Genomic DNA, 13,306 nt, shown 5'->3' on the forward strand with positions numbered 1-13,306 from the left:
GTATAGTGACATATTATAATAAGAAAGGTTTGGATTGGTCTCAATCCAAACCATTACTCTAAAATACGCTGTTTAACAAATATTTGGAGGGCCAGGGTGAACGTTTCGATCCATTATTACGGATGGAGGGGTATCATGTATATACGGAGGAGCGGGATTAAGAATTGGTTTCTTCCCGAATGGAACAGGGTTCTCAACATATTTGAAGACCCCTTCGCCATCCATACTTGGCCCATGTGCCCAACGACCTTCGGCACTTTGATTACCTAGTGAATAATTGAATAAAGTATAGGAAACCTGCCGTTTCTCCAAAGCTTTTGGGAAAGTGCTTGGTACTACTACATTCTCTTTCGCTTCCAATTCATGAATGGCAGCAATCCATTGATTTTGATGCATTGTATCCCGGGCAATGAGCCAGGAAAGCATATCTTTTACTCCCCGGTCATTTGTCGCTTCGTAAAGTCTCACGGCCTGTAGTCTTCCTTGTGATTCAGCATTGAGATTAGCCCTGAAGTCAGCAAGAAGATTACCACTTGCAGCGATATAGTCAGCTGTCCATCTGTTTCCTACACTGTCAGCAGGCATTGCTCCCAATCCCGAAACAATCGCATGTTGAGGATTCATTCCTCCTAAAATTGCTCCGATGACTGGATCCTTTGCTGCATCTTCCAAATCCCCGACAGGTGCTCCATCTAATAGCCTGGCAATCATTGTAGCCAGCATTTCAATATGCGCCAATTCTTCCGTCCCTGTATCCATTAATAAATCTTTATATTTTCCGTTTCCCCTAACATTCCACCCTTGAAATAAATATTGTAATGCTACGGATATTTCACCAAACTGTCCTCCCAAAATCTCCTGTAATTGTTTTGCGAAAAGCGGATCTGGTCTTTCTGGTTTGGCATGGTATTGCAACTCCTTAACATGATAGAACAAATTATACCCTCCTATATTTGCCTATACCTATCATGCTAGTGTATTAAGTAATCAGTGTTTTTGATACAATTCTTAGATTGTAAGCATATAAATTGGAGGTTAGGATTCACAGGACTGTCCAATTTCTCTCCGCAGCAATCCGCTGTAATCGCTCCTCAGGTTTAACTGCAACCGGATTTCCGACTAGCTCTAATACAGGAAGATCCGAATAGCTATCTCCATATGCAAAGCTTTGTTCCCAATCAATCTTCTTGCCTTCTAACGCCTCCATAATCATTTCGGTTTTCCGTTGGCCTTGAATATGATAAATTTCCGTTTTTCTATCAAACGCGCCATCAGTCGTAAACGGTAAATCAGTTCCGATAACTGTGTCAAACACAACGCTGTCTGTCACTGCATGCAATAATGGTGTATAAGCGCCGGATACAAGCATGACATGCATGCCTTCGTTATGGTGCTCTCGAACTTTTGCTACGACGTCCTCGTTAAAACCTTGCTCCATGCTATCCTTTAATTCAGCAAAATAACACTCAAACTCTGTTTTAGACAAAGTATCCAATGCATTCACATAAATTTGCATTGAGCGCTCTTTCATTTTTGTTTCTGGAACAATTTTCATCTTATAGCCAATGTAAATAGGAAGAATATTACGAAAGAAGCGTTTATAATTGGAGCTGTGTGTCGGATGTTGCTTCAAATGATCCATCAATAATTGAAAAGTTTCTTTCGAATAGAGCGTCCCATCAAAATCGAATATCGCAACTTTCATCAAATACGTCCCCTCAGTTAACAAAATTATTTAATGATAATGATAATGATACAGCGTTTGAAATGAAAGGGCAATTTGTGGATAATTGATGGAGAGAGTGAGGAGACAGGACATGCATAAAAATCAAAAGAAGAGAAGGGATGATTCGTTCCTTTTCACAGTGACCGAAGAAGCGGAGTTATTGCCGTTTTTATTAGAAAACATAAAGAAAAACAGTCGGAATTCCATCAAGTCAATGTTGACGAGAGGACAAGTCTCTGTGAACGGCAAAACAGTGACGAAGCATAATTATCAACTGTTGCCTGGACATAAAGTGGAAATCCTCGCGAATAAAGCTGCGTTAAACGAAAGCAAAATGACTGGTTTGACGATTATTTACGAAGACGACGCAATTGTCGTCATCGATAAGGAAGCAAGCCTTTTATCGATGGCGGCAAAAGATAAAAACGAACGGACAGCATTCAGTGAAGTATCCGCTTATGTAAAAAGGCAGGATCCACGCCAAAGAGTCTTTATCGTCCATCGTTTGGACAGGGATACGTCCGGTGTCCTTTTGTTTGCGAAAAGTGAGCAAGTAAAAATGACGTTGCAAGATAATTGGGATGAAATGGTGAAAGAAAGAATCTATAACGCATTAGTGCAAGGGAATGTCCGAAAAGAGTCAGGCACAATCAAATCTTGGCTGAAGGAAACGAGAACTTTCAAAGTCTATTCAAATCCTACAGATAACGGAGGTCAACTAGCAATTACGCATTACCGGAAAATTAGGTCGAACCGTCAGTATTCATTGCTGGAAGTTATGTTGGAAACAGGAAGGAAAAACCAGATTCGCGTCCACATGGAAGAAATCGGCCATCCTGTCGTCGGAGACAAGAAATACGGCTCAACCGTCAATCCGATTAAAAGGCTCGGCCTACATGCGACCGCATTGACAATTATTCACCCGGTCACTAAAGAAGTAATGAAATTCGAATCCCAAATTCCATCTTCATTTATTAATAAATCATTATAAAAAAGCTGCCTTGACGTAATGTCAGGGCAGCTTTTCCTTATTGAACCGTACGATTCGACATGCCTTGTTGATCTGCCGAAGGGGCGTACGCATTTAAAATTGCTTGCATGTCTAGTTGGGCAAGCTGAGGTACTTGGTAATAATGGTGTTTGTTCTGATAAATCGAAAGTTCATACGCCATCTCAATACAGTTAGGTACCGAATCTGCCAATACACGTCTGACAACAGGGTTCGTCACTTCAAGTGCAGCCATCGCTTTTGCCGACGCACCTGCTTTGGCTGTATTGAGGAGGAAGCCAGAAATGATTTCATCATTAATTTCATTCGCGTTTTGCATCGGCTTCTTCGGTTGTGATTGCTTCATACCGTAGACAAAATCGTTTCCTTGTTTCATTTTGTAACTACCTGTTGGATGGGATGGATCCTTGCCTGTTTTAAAACATTCCACCGTAATATTATACTCGTCCAAAGTAAAACGGTATTGCCTATCCAAAATATCAAGCAGCTCGGGATCTTTTACGTGGGGCCGTAAAATCATTGCCTGATTCAATCCCGCGATCGTGCCTGAAAGCACTTCATGAACATCGAACAACTCATGGCCTCCGTGATTCATCTGTGGCGGAACTGCCCCTGTATGCATGTTCTGATGCGTTTCACCAAACTGGTTTTGCGTCAATATAGGTGTCCTCCTTTTGTTAATGGTTGTCAATCGAAAATAGTATGGCTTTAAAGAGAAGCTGTATGCGTGAGAAAATTTCTAACTACGCATAATTACTCGCTTTCAAAAATAGCATAGGATAAAGGACATTTTGTCAATGAAAGGCAGTGGGGAAATTGCAAATACATGTCGTGCAACAAGGACAAAGTCTTTATGGCATCGGGCAAGCGTATGGCATTCCATACGAGGAGATTGCCAAGGCGAATGAATTGATTGACCCTTCCCGAATTGTCGTTGGCCAAGCACTCGTCATTCCAATTACAGGTAGTTATCATTGGGTTCAGCCTGGGCAATCGCTTTATATCATTTCCAGATTGTATGGAACGACGGTGGAGGAGCTTGCGAGAATTAACGGCATTTCACCGAACAGCATTTTATATGTAGGGCAACGATTAGCGATTCCTCAAAGAAGAAAGTCAATCATCGATGTTTTCCTATATGTAGAACCACGTGAGGCGACGATTGATTCTACAGTTCAGGAAGTGAGGAACAGGGTAGAGGATTTGACGTATTTAGGTATGTTCAGCTATGAGGCGCAGCGGGATGGATCGTTGAAAGCTCCTCCAATTGATGACATTCCAGAAATAGCTGCTCAATCTGGGGTGTTAAATGCAATGGTCGTTAGTAACTTGGAAAATTTCGCATTCAGTCCAGATTTAGCAAATGTCCTCTTTACAAATCAAACGGTTCAAAATAGACTATTCGAAAATATAGTAGCAACTGCTAAAAGAATCGGCTATACAGACATCCATTTTGATTTTGAATTTGTTAGACCTGCCGACAGGGAATTGTACAATACGTTTCTTCGAAATGCACGTGCTCGTTTTCGTCCAGAGGGTTTGACATTATCGACTGCTTTACCACCGAAAATGTCAGACGATCCGACGGGAGTTTACGGAGGGATCGATTACAAAGCGCACGGGGAAATTGCTGATTTCGTTACATTAATGACGTATGAATGGGGGTATTCCTATAGTGACCCGCAAGCGGTTAGTCCCTTGAACCAAGTGCGCCGAGTCGTTGAATACGCAGTCAGTCAGGTTCCGCCGGAAAAGATTTTTCTAGGGCAAAATTTATATGGCTATGATTGGACGTTTCCGTACCCACCAGAAACGGGGGTTGCGGCAAGAGCGCTTAGTCCACAGCAGGCGGTCAATTTGGCAATTAGCCGAAATGCAAATATCCAATTCGATCCAGTAGCCCAGGCACCTTTCTTCCTTTATTGGGATAATGACGGTGTACGCCATGATGTATGGTTTGAAGATGCCCGCAGCATCCAAGCAAAATTCAATTTGATAAAGGAATTCAATTTGCGTGGAATTATGTATTGGAAGCTTGGATTAGCATTCCCACAAAACTGGCTACTACTCACCGACAACTTTACAATCCGAAAACGATAATACAAAACGAACCATATGTGCTGGCACATATGGTTCATTTGATGGGGCGCATTATTCTTTTGAAATATAATCAATTACGCTTTGGAAAAAGTCTACATCAGGATCAATTAACAGAGCAGGTAGGAATGCAAAAGCCATTAAAATCACTACATTGGCTCCTATTATAGTGCGCAGCATTTTACTAAATTTCAAAAAGCATCTCCTCTTTCTCTTTGTAGTTGTTTTCCAAATCGTAGAAATCCGGCCCGTAGATGTACCTACTAGTAATCTATGTTTCGAGCGGTGCAAATGACTTTATTATCGTCCAACGAATTTCGACAAACTTTATTAATTCGACAAATAAATTAACGGTGGATATCCAAAAACTGAAAAAAGTTGTTGTATATATTCATGTTTTCAGTAATACTAAATAAAAACGAAGAAATGATTTTGAAATATTAATTTACAGGAAGATTCCAATACTATCCATTATTTTCTTCGCTATTTTCATGAAAGGATGAGGCAAATGACAAATATGGAGAATACGCGAGACAACCGAAGCCGGGCAAATGACTACGTACATGAAGTATATGAACTTGTAAAGAAAAGAAATCCTGATGAAAAAGAATTTTTGCAAGCGACGAGAGAAATATTTGATTCACTTCGTCCTGTATTCGCTAAGCATCCTGAATATATTCGAAACGGAATATTGGAACGTATAACGGAGCCCGAACGGATTATTTCTTTCCGAGTCGCCTGGGAGGATGACAAAGGAAAAGTGCAAGTGAATCGTGGATTTCGCGTGCAATTCAATAGTGATCTCGGTCCGTACAAAGGCGGCATACGCTTTCATCCTTCCGTAAACAATAGTATTATGAAATTTCTTGCTTTTGAGCAAATTTTCAAAAATGCATTGACAGGGCAACCAATTGGTGCGGGAAAAGGTGGCTCTGATTTCGATCCGAAAGGGAAGTCGGAGAGGGAAATTATGCGGTTCACGCAAAGCTTTATGACAGAGTTAAGCAAGTACATCGGGCCTGATATTGACGTGCCAGCAGGTGATATAGGTGTCGGTAAACGGGAGATTGGCTATATGTTCGGCCAGTATAATCGTTTGAAGGGCGGCTATGAGGCGGGCGTTCTGACTGGAAAGGATCCAAATCACGGTGGCTCGTTAGGGAGGAAAGAAGCAACCGGATACGGTACCGTCTATTTCGTAGAAGAGATGTTGAATGAAAATGGACTGTCTTTCAAAGATAGCACGGTCATTGTATCGGGATCGGGAAACGTATCGACGTATGCGATTGAGAAAGCTCAGCAACTCGGAGCAAAAGTCGTCGCATGTAGCGATTCGAGCGGATATATTTATGATGAAAATGGTATTCATCTAGACACGTTGAAACGATTGAAAGAAGTTGAGAATAAACGAATCTCGGAATATGTGAAAGAACATCCCGATGCTAACTACTATGACGATTGCTCGATGATCTGGTCCATTCCGTGCGACATCGCCTTACCTTGCGCGACGCAAAATGAAATCGATGAAATTGCAGCTCATATGCTCATTGCAAACGGCTTGAAAGCGCTCGGAGAAGGCGCGAATATGCCGTGCAATATTGAAGCAATCAATATTTTCCTCGAGAATAATATCCTTTTTGCTCCTGCAAAAGCAGCGAACGCGGGCGGAGTGGCTGTTTCAGCGATGGAAATGTCGCAAAATAGCATGCGGCTCGCATGGACGGAACAAGAAGTCGACATGCGCCTGAAAACAGTCATGGAAAACATTTACGCAAGTTGCAAATCCGCAGCCGATCGATTCGGCAAACCCGGCAACCTCGTCATGGGAGCTAACATTGCAGGGTTCCTAAAAGTCGCCGATGCAATGGTTGCACATGGGATTCGATAATGCAAAAACTACCTTACTTATAACGGTAAGGTAGTTTTTTAATCCCAAAAATAAATTCTTCATACAAACTATTGATATTCAAATTATGTGTGGTATTATAAAAATACACAAAGATGAATAAAGATGCAATTGGATACATGAAGGAGGACGAAAAGAATGGGAAATAAAAAAGTCGTATTGGCGTATTCGGGTGGTCTTGATACTTCGGTGGCGGTGCAATGGTTGACGGATAAAGGATATGATGTCGTCGCTTGTTGTTTGGATGTAGGAGAGGGGAAAGACTTACAGTTCATTCAGCAAAAAGCATTGCAAGTCGGTGCGGTGAAAAGTTATGTTATTGATGCGAAAGAGGAGTTTGCGCAAGAATATGCATTGCTTGCATTACAGGCACGTACGTATTATGAAGATAAATATCCTCTCGTTTCAGCGTTGTCACGTCCGTTAATTTCCAAAAAGCTAGTTGAAGTGGCACATAAGGAAAATGCGACTGCAGTAGCGCATGGCTGCACGGGGAAAGGAAATGACCAAGTACGTTTCGAAGTCGCTATCAAAGCGCTTGACCCGTCGCTTGAGGTAATCGCCCCTGTCCGTGAATGGAGTTGGTCGCGTGAAGAGGAAATCGCATATGCGAAAGAGAAAAATATCCCGATTCCAATCGATCTTGACAGTCCTTATTCAATTGACCAAAATTTATGGGGTCGAAGCAATGAGTGCGGCATTCTTGAAGACCCGTGGGCTACGCCGCCTGAAGAGGCGTTTGGGTTGACCGTATCGATTGAAGATGCACCGGATACGCCGGATGTCATTGAAATTGAATTTAAAAAAGGCGTACCAGTCAGCATTGATGGAACAGAGTACCCATTAAGTGAACTCATTTTGAAATTAAATGAAATCGCCGGAAAGCACGGAGTAGGGAGAATCGACCATGTCGAAAACCGTCTCGTCGGCATCAAATCACGTGAAGTGTATGAATGTCCAGGTGCCATTACATTATTGAAGGCACATAAAGAATTAGAAGATATTACGCTCGTTAAAGATGTCGCGCACTTCAAGCCGATCGTTTCCCAAAAGCTAAGTGAACTAATCTATAATGGGCTATGGTTCTCGCCGCTCCGGAATGCGTTGGAAGCTTTTGTGAAAGAGACGCAGCAATATGTTAATGGTGTTGTTCGTATTAAATTATTCAAAGGGCATGCGATTGTCGAAGGTAGAAAATCATCTAATTCGCTTTACGATGAAAAATTGGCGACGTATACGTCTGATGACGAATTTGATCAATCTGCAGCTGTTGGTTTCATCCACCTATGGGGTCTGCCGACAGAAGTGCACAGCACGGTGAATAAACAGCAAAAGGTGAAAAACTAATACCATTACCTCCTGTAGAGTATTGCAGGAGGTTTTTCCTGTTATTGGCGGCGGAATGGAACTTATAGTGAGCAAATTGCGTTTAGATGGTAAGTGGTATGAGGACGATTTTCCGCAAAGTTTTCATATACTAAAACTGGCGTAAATAGGTGATTACGTGAAGAAAACAAAGAGATTGGGGATAACAATCGGGATTGTTGTGGTGTTATTCAGTATAGGAACTTGGCTGTTGTTAGGCAAATGGATGACAGATGGTCAGAAACCTGTAGCAAATGGCTCATATGAATATGCAATCGTCCTCGGGGCAAAAGTGAATGGGGAGACGCCTTCACTCACGTTGCGCTATCGTTTAGAAGAAGCATTATCCTATGCAGAATCACACCCTAACGTAAAATTTATTTTATCGGGCGGTCAAGGCCCGGACGAAGATATTGCCGAAGGGGAAGCGATGCGCAAATTCCTTGTGGAAAGAGGCGTAGCGGAAGAAAGACTGCTGCTCGAAACCGAGTCGACCTCGACTTACGAGAACCTTCTTTATTCAAAGGAGCTGCTGCCAGAGGATGTAGATGCTCTCACAATCATCACAAGCGATTTTCATTTAGCGCGTGCAAGGATGATTGCAGACAGCCTCGGTCTGGAGACGGACGCCTTGCCAGCAAGGACTCCAGAATCGGTAGTAGCACAACAGCATATAAGGGAAAGGCTCGCTCTTATAAAGACGGTAATTATCGGAAAATGAAATTGATGTAACAGGCCCGCGCCAAAAGCGGGCCTTTATGCGTCCAAAGCAAGCGTTCCCGCGCCCAAGCAAGCGGTCCGCTGATCTTAAAACTTAGAAATTGGATGGAAAGTCGGTTTCAGCCCTTCAAATGTCGCTATATAATCAAATCCAAGCGAACGTAGCAACTCAATTGATTCCTCAAAATCAAAAGCAATATCATCTGGCTTATGCGCATCTGATCCGAGCGTAATAATTTCCCCGCCACATTCCTTATACAGCTTCAACACATCATCACTCGGCAATCCGTTCGACAGACCGTACCGGACACCGGACGTATTCAACTCAATCCCTTTTCCATCAGGAATGATAACATTAAAAATTTCACGCAATACATCATGGAAATTAATATCGACGACCTCAGGCGCATACCGTTTAATCAAATCAACATGTCCTAAAATGGAATAGTTCGTAAAATTCTTCACGCAATAGAGCAATTCATTGTAATACTTCAAAGAGGCTTCCTCCACCGAAATACCCTTGAATAGATCCCCATAATGCAATCCTTTCCGCTCGACCGTATGCATCGAGCAAATGATAAAATCAAACGACTCCGCCTTCAGCATTTCATCATAGCGTTCCAATAAATGCGGCTGTACACCGATTTCTACACCTTTCCGGATACGGATCTTGCCCTCGTACAGATTACGTAATTCATTAATCCGCTCGCTATATTTCCGTTTATCGAAATCAAATTCTATTGAATCATCGGGATAATCATAATCGATATGTTCCGTAAAGCAAATTTCTCTAACGCCTTTTGCAATCGCCCCTTTCACCATTTCTTCCATATCGATATTGCAGTCTCCTGAAAACGAACTATGCATATGGTAATCAAACATTAAAAAAATTCCTCCTATTAGTTGACAAATGATGAATATAGATTTATAGTACGTTATAACTTTAACGTAGTAAAGCAATAAAGTTTTCAAGCGAGGTGATTTGAAATGATTCCCGATTTTTTAGAAGCGGAAAAATTCGAGCAAGTAATTAGTATGTTATGCAAACGATTTTCTTCATATGGATTTCAGCGGATTAAAACACCTGCTTTCGAACGGTATGACTTATATTCCAAAGTGACGAGTTCTGTTAATCGGAAAGAAATGGTGAAAGTAATTGATCCGTCAGGTGAGGTTTTCGTTCTGAGACCTGATGTGACCATTCCGATTACACAGGAATTGTCTCACTTACACCGCAAGCTGACAAGTGAACACCGGTTTTATTATGTACAGGAAGTGTTTCGGCGATCGTCCGACCTAGCTGAAAAAACAGAGCGGACACAAGCGGGTATCGAATATTTTTGTAAAAGGTCACCGGAGGTTGATGCGGAAACGATTTTATTGGCACTGAAGACGTTAAAAGACTTGAAGTTTGAGGACATTAAAATTGAGATTGGGCATACCGCCTTCTTCCATGAAATGATTTCTCAGCTTCCGTTAACAGAATTACAAAGCGATAGGTTAAAAGCGTTCATACAGGCAAAGAACAGTGTTGAAATTGAGGCGCTGCTGTCAACCGTGGATGCAGATGCCGCAATGAAACATGCCGTCACGCAAATTCCAATGCTTTATGGAAAAACAGAAGAAGTGCTGAAGCGCGCAAAAGAAGTCGCCATTACTTCACGCATGCAAGAAACTCTTTCCTATATTGAGGAAGTGTATCGGCTGTTAGCAGTCCACCGTTTTGAGGAGCATGTCGTCATCGACTTTGGTTTGATTAACCGAATGGACTATTACTCTGGCATTGTTTTTCAAGGGTATGTCGGACGCTTCGGCAAACCGGTAGTAATGGGTGGACGATACGATCGTTTGGGGGATGCATTTGGGGCTGATCTACCGGCAATTGGATTCGCTTGTGAAATCGAAACGTTGCTAAAGGCTTCCGATAATCAGCAAGTATTTAATGAACAGATGAACGTATAGAAGAGGGGGATGCTGGATGGAATATTTGACAGTCGCAATGGCGAAAGGGCGGATTGCAAACGAGGCGATATCCTTACTAGAAAGCGCGGGAATCCTCTTTTCGGATTTTAATGAAAAAAGCAGGAAACTTATCTTCACGGATGACGACCGGAACATTAAGCTAATTTTCGTGAAGGCCGTAGACGTTCCGACGTATGTGGAACTAGGTGCCGCTGATATTGGGGTGATTGGCAAGGACGTCCTTCTTGAGGACCCGAAAGATGTGTATGAATTAATGGATCTAGGCATCGGAAAATGCAAACTATCGGTTGCGGGATTTCCGAGCGATCAGTTACTAGATAGGTCTCAACTAACTGTTGCCTCGAAATACCCGAATCTCGCAAAAATGTATTTCGATCAAAAAGGCATCCGCACTGAAGTCATTAAGCTAAACGGTTCGGTTGAATTGGCACCGCTCATCGACATGGCGGATTGTATCGTGGATATCGTTGAAACCGGTGCGACGTTAAAAGAGAATGGATTAGTTGTGCTCGAAGATGTTGCGAACGTAAGTGCTCGACTGATTGTGAATAAAGCGAGCTTTGCCATTAAGACAGAGCGCATCCAACAGTTCATTGCCGATGTCAAAATAGGGTTGGAGGTGTATTTATGAAAGTAATGTCCGCGACTGCATTTGCGAACGAAATTGAGAAACGGAACGAACAGTCTGTCGATTTAGAGTTTGACCGAAAAGTATTGTCGATTATTAACGACGTTCGCTTAAACGGGGATGCAGCTTTACATATGTATACCGAAAAGTTCGATCGTGTGAAATTGGCGAATCTCATTGTTACAGATGATGAATTTGATGAGGCATATACGCTCGTTTCGAAATCCTTCATTACATCTCTACTGAAAGCGAAACAGAGAATTACAGTATTCCATGAACAACAGATGGAACGTTCTTGGTTCATCCGACAGGAGAAAGGCGTTATGCTCGGACAACAAGTGACACCGATTGAAAGAGCAGGAGTTTACGTACCAGGCGGCAAGGCAGCTTATCCGTCCACTGTCCTTATGAATGCTGTTCCTGCCAAAATTGCAGGAGTCGGACATATCGCCATTGCAACTCCTCCACAGCCCGACGGAAAAGTGAATCCGTACGTATTGGTGGCGGCGAAGGAAACTGGAGTAGACGTCGTCTATAAAGTAGGAGGGGCACAAGCAATTGCGGCGATGGCTTATGGGACAGAAACAATTCGGAAAGTGATGAAAATTACCGGACCAGGCAATGCCTATGTTGCACGTGCGAAGAAGTGGGTATTTGGAGACGTTGGAATTGATATGATCGCAGGTCCAAGTGAGATTTGCGTATTGGCGGATGACACCGCAAACCCAGCATTCGTTGCAGCAGATTTATTGTCTCAAGCAGAACATGATGAGCGGGCGGCAGCCATTTGTGTGACGACAAGTGAATTGTTTGCAAGGAAGCTTATAACGGAAGTGGAAAAGCAACTGCCCGAAATGGATCGCGTGGACATTGCGAGCTGCTCCATAAATGATTTCGGCCGAATTGTCGTCGTAAATTCGTTGAATGAAGCGCTCGACGTAGTAAACGAAATTGCACCGGAGCATTTGCAAGTCATGGTGGACAATCCGATGGCGGCTTTGCCGTTCATCTGGAATGCGGGTGCTATTTTCATCGGCCCGTTCTCACCGGAAGCATTAGGCGACTATATGGCGGGGCCAAATCATACGTTGCCGACTAGCGGAACAGCGGCTTTCTCGTCTCCGTTAGGCGTTTACGATTTTATGAAAAAGTCTAGCATTATTCATTATACAAATGAAGCGCTTGAAGAAGTAGCGGATGACATCATTGTATTGGCGGAAGCGGAGCGATTGACGGGCCATGCCGAATCAATCCGGTTGCGGAAGGGGGAGCGAAATGAGAAGTGAACAAATTTCGAGAAGCACTGCGGAAACTTCAATTGAACTAGAATTTGCTATCGACGGAACAGGAAAAACGGATATTCGGACGGGTGTCGGCTTTCTCGATCATATGCTTACCTTGTTTGCGAATCACGGAAGATTCGATTTGTCGGTTACGTGTGATGGTGACCTTGAGGTCGATCAGCATCATACAGTAGAGGATATTGGAATCGTTCTAGGCCAGGCGTTCAACCGCTGCATCGGAAGTAAGGAAGGCATCGAACGGTATTCAATGGTGTCTACGCCGATGGATGAAGCATTATCTACTGTATCACTCGATATAAGTGGCCGTTCATTTCTTGTCTATAATGTCGAAGGGTTGAAAGACAAAGTCGGCGAATTCGATACGGAATTAGTCGAGGAGTTTTTCCTTGCCTTCACGAGACATGCAAACGTGACATTGCATATTAATTTGCAATACGGAAGAAATAGCCATCATATAATTGAATCCATTTTCAAAAGCTTTGGAAGGGCATTGCGCATTGCGAGTTCAATAAATCCTGAAATTGAGGGGATCCCCTCGACAAAGGGCATTTTATAAGGGGGAGTGTCA

General features: G+C 42.8%; 14 protein-coding genes. 9 read left to right on the forward strand and 5 right to left on the reverse strand.

Features of this window, described 5'->3' with window-relative positions; genetic code table 11:
* Positions 1–72: 72 nt before the first annotated feature.
* Positions 73–936, reverse strand: coding sequence for a manganese catalase family protein (locus QM454_RS10900; protein WP_432357851.1), 864 nt, complete (start codon positions 934–936; stop codon positions 73–75).
* Between the two features lie 106 nt (positions 937–1,042).
* Entirely contained in the window at positions 1,043–1,705 is a 663-nt protein-coding gene (locus tag QM454_RS10905) for an HAD family hydrolase (protein WP_432357854.1), read from the reverse strand.
* A 112-nt stretch (positions 1,706–1,817) separates the two neighbouring features.
* Between QM454_RS10905 and QM454_RS10910 the strand changes: the two genes are divergently transcribed.
* A complete protein-coding gene (locus tag QM454_RS10910) occupies positions 1,818–2,717 on the forward strand; it encodes an RluA family pseudouridine synthase (protein WP_432357856.1) in 900 nt (299 codons plus the stop codon).
* Positions 2,718–2,754: 37 nt separating this feature from the next.
* On the opposite strand, the gene QM454_RS10915 is transcribed toward QM454_RS10910, so the two are convergent.
* Positions 2,755–3,393 carry a spore coat protein gene (locus QM454_RS10915; protein WP_432357859.1) on the reverse strand — a complete coding sequence of 213 codons (639 nt, stop codon included), beginning with the start codon at positions 3,391–3,393 and terminating at the stop codon, positions 2,755–2,757.
* 158 nt (positions 3,394–3,551) lie between these two features.
* On the opposite strand from QM454_RS10915, the gene QM454_RS10920 reads away from it, so the two are divergent.
* Entirely contained in the window at positions 3,552–4,835 is a 1,284-nt protein-coding gene (locus QM454_RS10920) for a LysM peptidoglycan-binding domain-containing protein (RefSeq protein WP_432357862.1), read from the forward strand.
* 51 nt (positions 4,836–4,886) lie between these two features.
* On the opposite strand, the gene QM454_RS10925 is transcribed toward QM454_RS10920, so the two are convergent.
* The gene (locus QM454_RS10925; RefSeq protein WP_432357864.1) at positions 4,887–5,027 is read right to left on the reverse strand and encodes a hypothetical protein; all 141 of its coding nucleotides are present in this window, start codon (positions 5,025–5,027) and stop codon (positions 4,887–4,889) included.
* 322 nt (positions 5,028–5,349) lie between these two features.
* Between QM454_RS10925 and gdhA the strand changes: the two genes are divergently transcribed.
* The 3 genes from gdhA (at position 5,350) to QM454_RS10940 (ending at position 8,824) form a co-directional block, all read left to right on the forward strand.
* Entirely contained in the window at positions 5,350–6,720 is a 1,371-nt protein-coding gene (gene gdhA / locus QM454_RS10930; RefSeq protein ID WP_432363963.1) for an NADP-specific glutamate dehydrogenase, read from the forward strand.
* A gap of 156 nt (positions 6,721–6,876) precedes the next feature.
* Positions 6,877–8,085 (forward strand): argininosuccinate synthase, encoded by a 1,209-nt coding sequence (locus QM454_RS10935; RefSeq protein ID WP_432357867.1) that lies wholly within the window; start codon positions 6,877–6,879, stop codon positions 8,083–8,085.
* Positions 8,086–8,242: 157 nt separating this feature from the next.
* Positions 8,243–8,824: a YdcF family protein gene (locus tag QM454_RS10940; protein WP_432357869.1), complete on the forward strand. Its 582-nt coding sequence runs from the start codon at positions 8,243–8,245 to the stop codon at positions 8,822–8,824.
* Positions 8,825–8,910: 86 nt separating this feature from the next.
* Here the strand turns inward: QM454_RS10940 and QM454_RS10945 are convergent, their stop codons facing one another.
* Positions 8,911–9,705: a histidinol-phosphatase HisJ family protein gene (locus QM454_RS10945; protein WP_432357870.1), complete on the reverse strand. Its 795-nt coding sequence runs from the start codon at positions 9,703–9,705 to the stop codon at positions 8,911–8,913.
* 105 nt (positions 9,706–9,810) lie between these two features.
* On the opposite strand from QM454_RS10945, the gene hisZ reads away from it, so the two are divergent.
* From hisZ to hisB, 4 genes are read left to right on the forward strand one after another with little or no spacing between them, the layout of a single operon-like run.
* On the forward strand, positions 9,811–10,785 hold the full coding sequence (hisZ, locus tag QM454_RS10950; RefSeq protein ID WP_432357871.1) for an ATP phosphoribosyltransferase regulatory subunit: 975 nt from the start codon (positions 9,811–9,813) through the stop codon (positions 10,783–10,785).
* A gap of 16 nt (positions 10,786–10,801) precedes the next feature.
* The gene (gene hisG, locus QM454_RS10955) at positions 10,802–11,437 is read left to right on the forward strand and encodes an ATP phosphoribosyltransferase (protein WP_432357874.1); all 636 of its coding nucleotides are present in this window, start codon (positions 10,802–10,804) and stop codon (positions 11,435–11,437) included.
* Complete coding sequence (gene hisD, locus QM454_RS10960) at positions 11,434–12,720, forward strand: histidinol dehydrogenase (protein ID WP_432357877.1); 1,287 nt, start codon at positions 11,434–11,436, stop codon at positions 12,718–12,720. Before hisG ends, hisD begins: the two co-directional genes overlap by 4 nt.
* On the forward strand, positions 12,710–13,294 hold the full coding sequence (gene hisB / locus QM454_RS10965; RefSeq protein WP_432357880.1) for an imidazoleglycerol-phosphate dehydratase HisB: 585 nt from the start codon (positions 12,710–12,712) through the stop codon (positions 13,292–13,294). The genes hisD and hisB overlap by 11 nt, the downstream gene beginning before the upstream one ends.
* Positions 13,295–13,306 lie beyond the last annotated feature (12 nt).

This window comes from Sporosarcina sp. UB5 (genome assembly GCF_050859005.1).
GTDB lineage: Bacteria > Bacillota > Bacilli > Bacillales_A > Planococcaceae > Sporosarcina.

Coding starts and splice junctions, on each gene's coding strand:
- QM454_RS10935 (WP_432357867.1), top strand. CDS start 6,877: ATGGGAAATAAAAAAGTCGTATTGGCGTATTCGGGTGGTCTTGATACT.
- gdhA (WP_432363963.1), top strand. CDS start 5,350: ATGGAGAATACGCGAGACAACCGAAGCCGGGCAAATGACTACGTACAT.
- hisB (WP_432357880.1), top strand. CDS start 12,710: ATGAGAAGTGAACAAATTTCGAGAAGCACTGCGGAAACTTCAATTGAA.
- QM454_RS10910 (WP_432357856.1), top strand. CDS start 1,818: ATGCATAAAAATCAAAAGAAGAGAAGGGATGATTCGTTCCTTTTCACA.
- hisD (WP_432357877.1), top strand. CDS start 11,434: ATGAAAGTAATGTCCGCGACTGCATTTGCGAACGAAATTGAGAAACGG.
- QM454_RS10945 (WP_432357870.1), bottom strand. CDS start 9,705: ATGTTTGATTACCATATGCATAGTTCGTTTTCAGGAGACTGCAATATC.
- hisZ (WP_432357871.1), top strand. CDS start 9,811: ATGATTCCCGATTTTTTAGAAGCGGAAAAATTCGAGCAAGTAATTAGT.
- QM454_RS10905 (WP_432357854.1), bottom strand. CDS start 1,705: ATGAAAGTTGCGATATTCGATTTTGATGGGACGCTCTATTCGAAAGAA.
- hisG (WP_432357874.1), top strand. CDS start 10,802: ATGGAATATTTGACAGTCGCAATGGCGAAAGGGCGGATTGCAAACGAG.